This window comes from Aeromonas sp. HMWF014, assembly GCF_963878295.1.
Classification (GTDB): domain Bacteria; phylum Pseudomonadota; class Gammaproteobacteria; order Enterobacterales; family Aeromonadaceae; genus Aeromonas; species Aeromonas popoffii.
This window is the reverse complement of record NZ_CAWNYS010000522.1, coordinates 1-7,217: the sequence shown is the minus strand read 5'-3', so window position 1 is coordinate 7,217 and position 7,217 is coordinate 1. Positions and strand designations below refer to the sequence as shown.

6 protein-coding genes and 1 pseudogene are annotated in these 7,217 nt (G+C 57.9%); 5 read left to right on the top strand and 2 right to left on the bottom strand.

Going from position 1 to position 7,217, the window contains the following annotated elements; all coding sequences use genetic code 11:
* Positions 1-373 (top strand): annotated as a pseudogene (locus tag AAC083_RS20560) (heme anaerobic degradation radical SAM methyltransferase ChuW/HutW); the annotation flags it as partial.
* 71 nt (positions 374-444) lie between these two features.
* Here the strand turns inward: AAC083_RS20560 and xseA are convergent.
* A complete protein-coding gene (gene xseA, locus AAC083_RS20555; RefSeq protein ID WP_108537591.1) occupies positions 445-1,815 on the bottom strand; it encodes an exodeoxyribonuclease VII large subunit in 1,371 nt (456 codons plus the stop codon).
* A 90-nt stretch (positions 1,816-1,905) separates the two neighbouring features.
* Positions 1,906-2,415, bottom strand: a complete 510-nt coding sequence (gene tolA / locus AAC083_RS20550; RefSeq protein ID WP_108537590.1) for a cell envelope integrity protein TolA — start codon at positions 2,413-2,415, stop codon at positions 1,906-1,908.
* Between the two features lie 542 nt (positions 2,416-2,957).
* On the opposite strand from tolA, the gene guaB reads away from it, so the two are divergent.
* The 4 genes from guaB to AAC083_RS20530 all read left to right on the top strand — a co-directional run bounded on the left by guaB (position 2,958) and on the right by AAC083_RS20530 (position 7,213).
* On the top strand, positions 2,958-4,421 hold the full coding sequence (guaB, locus tag AAC083_RS20545) for an IMP dehydrogenase (RefSeq protein WP_108537589.1): 1,464 nt from the start codon (positions 2,958-2,960) through the stop codon (positions 4,419-4,421).
* An 83-nt stretch (positions 4,422-4,504) separates the two neighbouring features.
* On the top strand, positions 4,505-6,085 hold the full coding sequence (gene guaA, locus AAC083_RS20540) for a glutamine-hydrolyzing GMP synthase (RefSeq protein WP_108537588.1): 1,581 nt from the start codon (positions 4,505-4,507) through the stop codon (positions 6,083-6,085).
* A gap of 358 nt (positions 6,086-6,443) precedes the next feature.
* Positions 6,444-6,716 carry a hypothetical protein gene (locus tag AAC083_RS20535; RefSeq protein ID WP_181364839.1) on the top strand — a complete coding sequence of 91 codons (273 nt, stop codon included), beginning with the start codon at positions 6,444-6,446 and terminating at the stop codon, positions 6,714-6,716.
* A 164-nt stretch (positions 6,717-6,880) separates the two neighbouring features.
* A complete protein-coding gene (locus AAC083_RS20530) occupies positions 6,881-7,213 on the top strand; it encodes a hypothetical protein (protein WP_146181749.1) in 333 nt (110 codons plus the stop codon).
* Positions 7,214-7,217: the final 4 nt, after the last annotated feature.

Genomic DNA, 7,217 nt, shown 5'->3' with positions numbered 1-7,217 from the left:
CATGTATGGCCGGGATCTGGCCCTCTGGCACGAGGCGCTGGCCAGAAAGCAACGGGCGCCCGGCATGGTGATGGGAAAGAACCCCAATGCCCTCATGGACGGCCTGCTGCGCGGTGCCCTCGACAGCGGCTGGCTGATGCTGGCTCGTCTGCCCGCGTCGCTGCGGGCCCACCTGCTGCCGCTGTTTGAGGCCTGGCAGCGGCACGGGTTGGCGACGCTCACGCCGGGGCAGCTTGAACTGACCCTGGCGGGGCGTTTCTGGCACGTCAATCTGCAGGCCGGCTTGTTCGAGTTCTTGCAATGCAACCCGCTGGCGGGATCGGACATTGTGCCCGCTCACCCGGCCGACATGGTGCGCCATTCGCTGGTGTGACTGACAGGGGGCAACGATAGATAAGGTATAAAACGGGGTGGGGGGCGCTGAAAAGCGCCCCCCGTGTTTGGTTATCGGTTGTGCGTCTCTTCCACCCGTACCTGCAGATGCCCCTCTGCGAGCGTGGTGACCAGGGTTTGCCCGGCGTTCACCTGGGCGGCGCGGCTGATCACCTCACCGCTTTGGGTGCGGGTGATGGAGTAACCCCGCCCCAGGGTGGCGAGTGGGCTTACACCGTCGAGGCGCGCGGTGAGCATGGCGAGGCGGTGGCTCGCCAGATCCTGGCGTTTGGCAATTAGCGCATAGAGCCGCTCTTCGGCCAGCTGGTGGCGGCGCTTGCCTGCGGCCAGTAACCGCTCCGGGCTCTTGCCTTGCAGGCGCAGTTCCAGGTTGGCGAGGCACCGCTCCCCCTGATGCAGCCGTTGACTCATCAGCTGTTGCAAGCGGGCGGAGAGCTCATCGAGGCGCTGGGACTGCTGCTCCAGTCGCCGTTTTGGATCCTGATGGTCGAGCCGTTTTTGCAGCAGCGCAAAGCCGTGGCGGGCGGCGATCTGGTGGCGGCCAATGCCCTGTGCCAGCCGTTGCCACAGATGGGCGAGGCGCTGGGCACGGGCCTGATTGTCTGGCGCGACCAGCTCGGCGGCGGCCGACGGGGTAGCGGCGCGCAAGTCGGCGGCAAAGTCGCTGATGGTGACATCCACCTCATGGCCCACGGCGCTGATAACGGGAATGGCGGAGTGGGCAATGGCGCGCACCACCGCCTCTTCGTTAAAGCACCAGAGATCTTCGAGCGAGCCACCGCCGCGCCCGACGATCAGCACATCCACCTCGGCGCGGCGATTGGCAAGGGCAAGCGCAGAGACGATCTGGCTGATGGCGGCGCTCCCCTGCACCTGGGTCGGGTAGATAAAGAGGGGGAGATCTGGCGCGCGGCGCTTGAGCACCGTCAGCATGTCGTGCAGGGCGGCGCCGGTGGCGGAGGTGACCAGCCCCACCGCGCGCGGTTCACGGGGCAGCGGCCGCTTGCGGCTCTCGTCAAACAGCCCCTCGGCGCCGAGGCGGCGCTTGAGCTCTTCAAAGCGCAGGGCCAGCACGCCGTCGCCAGCGGGCTGCATCGATTCGATGATCAGCTGGTAGTCGCCGCGCGGCTCATAGAGGGAAACTCGCGCCTGCACCAGCACCTGCATGCCATCTTGCGGGCGAAACGCCACCCGCCGGTTGTTGCCCTTGAACATGGCGCAGCGCACCTGGGCACCCAGATCTTTGAGCGAAAAGTACCAGTGGCCGGAGCTTGGCATCGCCAGATTGGAGAGCTCGCCGGTCAGCCACACCAGCCCCAGATCCTGCTCCAGGATCATGCGCACGGCGCTGTTGAGGCGGGTGACGGTAAAGACCTGCTGCTCGCGGCCGTTCGCCGCACTGGATGGGGTAAATCGGTTCAATGGCGTACCTGTGGTCTGCTCCGGCGGGGCCGGGATAAAACGATGGCCGCTATCTTAACTCAGAGAGTCTCAAGAACCGAGATGTGGATGTCATAGAGCTGGGTTTAGCTGGATGTTGAATTCTTTGATCATCTCATATGTTTCTTTTGTTTTAGGGGCTGGCAATTTGTAGACTTTTTTGGCGGCATTAACACCCGCATTACATAGTTCGGTGTTACCAGAGATTATTTTTACTTGAGTGATCTTGCCATCTGGGGCCATGTGGATATTTAACTTGCACTCTTGCCCCTTCATCTGGTCGGTGAGTTTTAGTTTACTCTCAAGCCTGTTCTTGATCACTACCGTATATTCATCTGTCTCGCTTAGAGGCTTGCCTGTATATTGCTGAAGTTGTTTTGTTAACTGCTTCTGCATTATTTCCTGCTCGGACATAGCCGCAGATGGAGTGGGGTTCGATTCAAAATTATCCCTGTGATGGACAGTGTCTATATATTCTGTAATAAAGGGTTCCCATTTTGAAAAATGATAACCGCCAATACTTCCAGCGACCAGACCGAACAACAAGGCAATCAGCGTGTTTAATCTTATAGTAAATGCCATGTTTAAAATACCTCCTTTATTCTTATCAATATTGGTATCTGGATATTTTTGATACTTATGCTGAATTGTTTAAAACCGTTATCCGGTTATTTTCAAGATGCTTGGGCACACCATATCCAACGTTTGGGGGGGAATCATACGAGACTTTGTTTGTTCTTTGCCACAGAAATTTGCGCCAGTGAAATAAATCCCATCATGCGTGGCGCTATTGCTATAACGCCTCTGGTTCTAAGGGTTTGGCACGGCAGTCACACACCGCCCGAGCAGGGGGAGGAGAGGCACAGGCACTGGGCGTCGCTCCGAGGTAAAGGCGCGGGGGAGTGCGGCAAGCAGGCTTTTTGCATAAAACCACACTTGGTCAACTTTTTTGCCCTGAAATGGCCATTTCAGCACTGATAATCTTGGATTTTTAGCCCGTTGGCCCCTCAAAAAGAGGCTACGCCATAAAAAATTCAAAAAACTTCTTTACCAGTGACCAATCGGTGAGTAAACTTCGTCGGCAATATTTTACACCCCCACTTCCTCAACGGTGAGATATTGCCATGCTCAGGATTACCAAAGAAGCGTTAACCTTCGACGATGTACTGTTGGTTCCCGCCCACTCCGATGTTCTTCCCAATACTGCCGATCTGCGTACCAAGCTGACCTCCTCTATCAGCTTGAATATCCCCATGATTTCCGCTGCCATGGACACAGTGACCGAAGCCCGTCTGGCTATCGCACTGGCTCAGGAAGGCGGAATCGGCTTTATCCACAAGAACATGTCCATCGAGCAGCAGGCTGCAGAAGTGCGCAAGGTCAAGAAGTACGAAAGCGGCGTGGTCACTGACCCCGTCACCGTACGCCCTGACATGACCATTGCCCAGGTCAAGGAGCTGAGCCACAAGAATGGCTTCGCCGGCTACCCGGTTGTGACCGAGGGTAACGTGCTGGTCGGTATCATCACTGGCCGCGACGTGCGTTTCGTGATCGACCTCTCCCAGACAGTCGAACAGATCATGACCCAGAAAGATCGTCTGGTGACCGTGCGTGAAGGGGCCCCTCGTGAAGAGGTGGTTGCCCTGATGCAGAAGCACCGTATCGAGAAGGTGCTGGTGGTCAACGCCGATTTCAAACTCAAGGGCATGATCACCGTCAAAGATTTCCAAAAAGCCGAGCGCAAGCCGAACGCCTGTAAAGACGAGCGTGGTCGCCTGCGCGTCGGTGCTGCCGTCGGCGCCGGTGCTGGTAATGAAGAGCGCGTCGCCGCCCTGGTGGAAGCCGGTGTGGACGTGCTGCTGATTGACTCTTCCCACGGCCATTCCCAGGGCGTGCTGGATCGCATCAAGGCGACCCGCGATGCCTATCCTGAGCTGCAAATCATCGGTGGCAACGTGGCCACTGCCGCTGGCGCCCTGGCGCTGGTTGCGGCTGGCGTCAATGCGGTCAAGGTGGGTATCGGCCCGGGCTCCATCTGTACTACCCGCATCGTAACCGGTGTTGGCGTGCCCCAAATTACCGCCATCTCCGATGCCGTTGATGCGCTGGAAGGCACTGGCGTCCCCGTGATTGCCGATGGCGGCATCCGTTTCTCCGGTGACGTGGCCAAGGCCATCGCCGCTGGCGCCAGTTGCGTCATGGTAGGCTCCATGTTTGCCGGTACCGAAGAGGCACCGGGCGAAATCGAGCTCTATCAGGGCCGCTCCTTCAAATCCTACCGTGGCATGGGTTCTCTGGGCGCCATGTCCAAGGGCTCCAGCGACCGTTACTTCCAGACCGACAACGCCGCCGACAAGCTGGTGCCGGAAGGGATCGAAGGGCGCGTACCCTACAAGGGCCGCCTCAAAGAGATCATTCACCAGCAGATGGGCGGCCTGCGCTCCTCCATGGGATTGACCGGCTGCGCCACCATTGACGACATGCGCACCAAGGCTGAGTTCGTGCGCATCTCGGGTGCCGGGATGAAAGAGTCCCACGTCCACGATGTGACCATTACCAAAGAAGCCCCCAACTATCGGATGGGCTGATAAAACGGGGCTACGGCCCCGTTTCTCCACCCCTTTTTATCCCCGAGCTTTTTGTTACAACATCAGCCTGATGCAGGAATAAAATGACTAAAGACATTCACCAGCACCGTATCCTTATCCTCGACTTCGGTTCCCAGTACACCCAGCTGATTGCCCGCCGTGTGCGCGAGATCGGTGTTTACTGCGAACTGTGGGCCTGGGATGTGACCGAAGCGCAGATCCGCGAATTCAATCCGAGCGGCATCATCCTCTCCGGCGGCCCGGAGTCTGTGACCGAAGCGGGCAGCCCCCGTGCCCCCGAGTATGTGTTCAACGCCGGTGTTCCGGTGTTCGGCATTTGCTACGGCATGCAGACCATGGCCGAGCAGCTGGGTGGCAAGGTGCAATCCTCCACCGAACGTGAATTCGGTTATGCCCAGGTTGAAGTGCTGGGCCAGACTAATGCCCTGCTGCGGAGCATCGAAGATGCCATCGCCCCTAACGGCAATGCGCTGCTGGATGTGTGGATGAGCCACGGCGACAAGGTCACCGCCATCCCGGCCGACTTCACCACCATCGCCCAGACCGCCACCTGCCCCCACGCGGCCATGGCCAATGAGGCCAAGCGTTTCTACGGCGTGCAGTTCCACCCGGAAGTGACCCACACCCGTCAGGGTGCCCGCATGCTGGAGCACTTCGTTAAAGACATCTGCGGCTGCGAATGCCTGTGGACCCCGGCCACCATCATCGATGACGCCGTGGCCCGTATCCGCGAGCAAGTGGGTGACGATGAAGTGATCCTGGGCCTCTCCGGCGGTGTCGACTCCTCCGTGGTCGCCATGCTGGTGCACCGCGCCATCGGCGATCGCCTTACCTGCGTGTTCGTTGACAACGGTCTGCTGCGCCTGAACGAGGGTGAGCAGGTGATGGAGATGTTTGGTGACCACTTCGGTCTCAACATCATCAAGGTTGAAGCGGAAGAGCGCTTCCTCTCTGCCCTGGCCGGTGAAGCCGAGCCAGAAGCCAAGCGCAAGATCATCGGTCGTGTCTTCGTCGAGGTGTTCGACGACCAAGCCAAGAAGCTGAAAAATGCCCGCTGGCTGGCACAAGGCACCATCTATCCGGATGTGATCGAATCGGCCGCCAGCGCCACCGGCAAGGCCCACGTCATCAAGTCTCACCACAACGTCGGCGGCCTGCCGGCCGAGATGAAGATGGGTCTGGTCGAGCCGCTGCGCGAGCTGTTCAAAGACGAAGTGCGCCGTGTCGGCCTCGAGCTGGGCTTGCCCTACGACATGCTCTACCGTCACCCGTTCCCGGGCCCGGGTCTGGGCGTGCGCGTGCTGGGTGAAGTGAAGAAAGAGTACTGCGATCTGCTGCGTAAAGCCGATGCGGTCTTTATCGAAGAGCTGCGCAAGGCCGACCTCTACAATCAGGTCAGCCAGGCGTTCGCCGTCTTCCTGCCGGTGCGCTCCGTTGGCGTCATGGGCGATGGCCGCAAATATGACTGGGTGATTGCGCTTCGCGCCGTCGAAACCATCGACTTTATGACTGCTCACTGGGCCCATCTGCCCTATGACTTCTTAGGGAATGTGTCGAACCGCATCATCAACGAGATCAACGGTATCTCCCGCGTGGTGTACGACGTCTCCGGCAAGCCGCCTGCAACTATCGAATGGGAATAAGCGGCTCACGCCCTTCTGCCCTTTGAGCATAAAAATGCAAAAAGACGCCCTTGCGGCGTCTTTTCTTTTTCCAATCGTTTGCGCCTCACTTCTCTGCCCGATAGCAGCTATTGCCCAACCTTGCCCCTGTCACATGTAACAGGAGGTGATTTTGGGCATCGGCACTAGGCTCTTTCATGCCCATCGGGACCGCTGTTATCAAGCCTTATCAAGCAATGCGGACAACGATGTGGCAAAGGGGAGCCAGCGCGCCAACCGGCCAGAAGGCCCCCCGGTGGAGACCGGAAACCACTTGAATCAACGGGGCGGATCCCGAACAGCCATACGAGTAGGGACAAGAGATCACGGAGGGTTTGTTATGTCAGAACAAGCAGTGCTTGTTGGCGGATGGACGGCTTACCACAAGCTGACCGCAGAAGATCAGGCCGTATTCAACCAGGCGATGAAAGGATTTGTCGGGGTGCAGTACACACCCTTTGAAGTCTCCACCCAGGTGGTGGCCGGCACCAATTACCGTTTCAAATGCAAAACCACAGTGCCGCTTGCCAAGCCGATCCACGGTGAAGCCGTGGTGCAGATCTTCCAGTCTCTGGATGGGTCGGCCCATATCACCTCCATCACCCCGATCTGATTTGGTTGCGGGGCAAGTCGGGGAGGGGGTGGCAGAGTCACTTGATCGGTTAGCTCCAAACCCACCAATAAGAAAGACGCCTGAGGGCGTCTTTTCTTTTTCCAATCGTTCGCGTGGTAAAGTAGCTTTCCTAACACTGCAAGTAACATAGAAAGGAGAAATCGATGGCGAGTAAACCTTCAGCGATGAAGATGCCCGAACTATTGGTTTTCGCGAGGATGCTCTTTATTGGCTTTGTTGGAGCTGAAGTCGCACGTATCTTTTTCCTCTTAGGAACTAGCTTCGCCCAGCAAATTGTTGATGTTTCTCTGTGCCTAAAGGCGATTGGAGTACTGACTGGTTTAGGTATTTGTCTGCTTTACGCAGTCAAGCGAAATGCTCACTGGGCAGCTATGCGTATAGTTCGGAGCTATCGTATTGATTTGCTTACAGGGGTAGTTATTGGCGTTTGGTGGCGTTGTTGCCCAAATCGATGCAGCTTGAATGGAACTAACTAAGGAC

Bases quoted from the DNA above. Each gene is read 5' to 3' on its own strand.
- tolA (WP_108537590.1), bottom strand. From the start codon at position 2,415: ATGGCATTTACTATAAGATTAAACACGCTGATTGCCTTGTTGTTCGGT.
- guaB (WP_108537589.1), top strand. From the start codon at position 2,958: ATGCTCAGGATTACCAAAGAAGCGTTAACCTTCGACGATGTACTGTTG.
- guaA (WP_108537588.1), top strand. From the start codon at position 4,505: ATGACTAAAGACATTCACCAGCACCGTATCCTTATCCTCGACTTCGGT.
- AAC083_RS20535 (WP_181364839.1), top strand. From the start codon at position 6,444: ATGTCAGAACAAGCAGTGCTTGTTGGCGGATGGACGGCTTACCACAAG.
- AAC083_RS20530 (WP_146181749.1), top strand. From the start codon at position 6,881: ATGGCGAGTAAACCTTCAGCGATGAAGATGCCCGAACTATTGGTTTTC.